The sequence below is a fragment of the Vibrio anguillarum genome (assembly GCF_001989995.2).
Classification (GTDB): domain Bacteria; phylum Pseudomonadota; class Gammaproteobacteria; order Enterobacterales; family Vibrionaceae; genus Vibrio; species Vibrio anguillarum.
Map to the genome: position 1 here is coordinate 1 of NZ_JAHGUP010000199.1, position 2557 is coordinate 2557.

The window sequence follows — 2557 nt, forward strand, 5'->3', positions numbered from 1 at the left end:
AAGTAAGAAAAAACGCCCCCTAAGAGGCGTTGACACCAGTGTAGACCCCGTAAACGAACGCCCCACCAGTTGAAAGAGCAATAAGAATAGTGATGACGTCCGAAACGAGGTCTACCATATTAGTGCATTGCCTTTATGATCATGTTTAAGCCAAAACCAGTAGCCGCCATTACGATTAGACCAACAACGACTAAAGTGTAGTTTGATTGGCCAGCAGTAACCGCAGCATCAATAGCTTCAGGAACGGTAATAGCAAATGAGCTTGAAGAAGCTACGGCAGCAGTTACGCCAGTTGCGATAGTTGCAGCATGTTTTTTCATGACGTTGATAAATTTCATAGTATTTACTCTCTTTACTAAGTTAATGATTAACCTCGACCGAGGACTTTTAAAATACGACCCAAAATATGACCCGACACAAAGGACAATAATATATAACCTGTCACGTCAGTATATAATTGAGGGTCGATACTTAACGAACCCAGTGAATTGCTTTGTAATTGTTCCAACTCACTAGGCGTTAATATGACGTAAGTACAATCAAACCCTTGCGGGGCAAGCATTAAATAGCCGTTGTATTGTATTACGCAGTTAGACATGACTAATCCAAAGGTAAAAGAATCATTTCACGGCCAATTTCAATATCACCATAGCGACCGACCGTAAAGGAATTAACAGATAAACGATATTTACCAGCAACATAAGCAGGTTGACCATCTTGAATTTTTACCTTGCATTCAAGTGGGAATTTACCGCCCAAATGAGCATAACCGATTTGTGAAATTTGCTTCCAAGGCTTGCCATTTTTTTCACCCTCACGAATATCTAAAGATTCATTTTCTTTGAATATCTCAATAATTAAATCATTCTTAATCATGTCTATTTATCCTTACGCTATTAGTCTAATTACATTCGCAGTATCAAAACCATACTTTCTACTTAATTCGCCGACTTGAGGCTCGACATACCAGTCAGGACGCTGATTATCAAAATCAACGTTAATTACTTGCAAGAGAGGAATTACATTATCTTTACCCTGCCCTTGTAAGTTTTGAATTTGTGCCTTGCTAAAACCAGCCGCTAAAAGCTCATTAAGATGATCATAAAAAGTACGAGGTGCTGAATATGATTGCTTAACAGATTCATAACCATCAGAAATTAAAGAACGATAAAAACGGAAAATTCTATCAGCTTTAGAAAAGGTAACATTGCCCTTTGGAGTGGTGCGCATGTACAGTGATTTAAGTTTGTTATGAATCTCATCATCATTAAATATATTCATTCTTTGACCCTCCAGAGCGTGAAGTAATGGTGAAAATGCTTTTAGCCATATGTCTTTAATTAGTGATTTACCGTCTTTTTCGTAATCATGTTGATATTTAATTGCTTGATATAAATTTTTAGGGATACCCATTGCATCAAGATAACGACGATGAGCACCAGCTTCAAAACGTGCAAGATTGCGAGCGAAATTAATCAAACGCGGGTCTGACATGACATCAATAACACGGTCATATTGAGTTGTTCCCTTAGCTTGAGATGCGCGCAAGTTAGAAAGTTGAGAATTGAATTCGGGATATTTCAAATAGACCTTACGATCACAATGTCTAGAACCTTGCGTGAAATAACACGTTGTTTCGTGCTCGTTCCTTACGCTTTTTCTCATTTGATTGTTGGATACGTTTTTCAAACACTGGATAACTTGCTTGCACTGAAGTTCGTTATTAAGTCGAGCTGAATAAGTTGCATCAATCGTATCAAGCGTTGCATTGGCAGTATCGAGCATATCGAAAACGTCAGGATAAACATTAACGAAAGCAGCAAGCATTTCATCTGCACCCAAAGCGATAGAAGTAGAGCCGAAAACGTTATGGCCTTGAATGATTTTGGCAGGTGAGCATTTCAACTCAATACAAGGTGAGCGAAAAACAGTGCCTTGAAAAATTTTAAGAGCCATACCAGTAAAGCTAGTCTCCAAGGATTCGTAAGGATGACGTAAGTCTGCTACTTCATATTTGTTATCAAGTGCACCACCCTTGTAATGAACTTGCTTTGCTTCAAGAGTAATTCCACGCCTAGAACATTCCATGATGTCAACAAACTCCACACATTCACCAGTTTTTGACATGCGAGTGTTAGTGACAAATTCACGCTTAAAAGGAACAGAGATTTTAAGTCTATCTATCATGGTAACAATGTCACAAGTGATTTTAATGAGGCACTTATACTATGTCACATGTGACATATCAAGAAAGGATACAAATAACATTGTGACTTAACTACAATGTTGCAATATCAATCACAAAATGAGTAATGAAATGCCGACAGTAAGAATTGACGATAAAAGATGGAGAGAGCTGGAAAAAAAAGCAGTGGATATAACAATAAAAAAGACAAAGCCAGTATCAGTCCCAGAAGTGCTTAAAGCCCTTATTGACAAAAGCCTCAAAGAGCTTAAGGAAGAAGACGTTAAGTAAAAAGTAAAGGTGAATTAATGCGATATTCGCACAAGAGTACACTATTAAAGATAGTGTACTCGCCCTGCTTTCTCCTTCCTC

At 38.0% G+C, this 2557-nt stretch carries 5 protein-coding genes; 1 reads left to right on the top strand and 4 read right to left on the bottom strand.

The annotated features are described in order from the left end of the window. Positions 1-119: 119 nt before the first annotated feature. Genes PL85_RS18420 through PL85_RS18435 form a run of 4 tightly spaced genes read right to left on the bottom strand, consistent with a single transcriptional unit; the run spans position 120 to position 2187 of the window. Entirely contained in the window at positions 120-338 is a 219-nt protein-coding gene (locus PL85_RS18420) for a hypothetical protein (RefSeq protein ID WP_088733365.1), read from the bottom strand. Positions 339-367: 29 nt separating this feature from the next. Further along, positions 368-598 carry a hypothetical protein gene (locus PL85_RS18425; RefSeq protein WP_174223832.1) on the bottom strand — a complete coding sequence of 77 codons (231 nt, stop codon included), beginning with the start codon at positions 596-598 and terminating at the stop codon, positions 368-370. Between the two features lie 2 nt (positions 599-600). Then, positions 601-876 carry a single-stranded DNA-binding protein gene (locus PL85_RS18430; protein ID WP_019281835.1) on the bottom strand — a complete coding sequence of 92 codons (276 nt, stop codon included), beginning with the start codon at positions 874-876 and terminating at the stop codon, positions 601-603. Between the two features lie 12 nt (positions 877-888). Then, positions 889-2187: a phage/plasmid replication protein, II/X family gene (locus PL85_RS18435; RefSeq protein WP_115339764.1), complete on the bottom strand. Its 1299-nt coding sequence runs from the start codon at positions 2185-2187 to the stop codon at positions 889-891. Between the two features lie 130 nt (positions 2188-2317). On the opposite strand from PL85_RS18435, the gene PL85_RS18440 reads away from it, so the two are divergent. Next, on the top strand, positions 2318-2476 hold the full coding sequence (locus PL85_RS18440; protein WP_160117742.1) for a hypothetical protein: 159 nt from the start codon (positions 2318-2320) through the stop codon (positions 2474-2476). Positions 2477-2557: the final 81 nt, after the last annotated feature.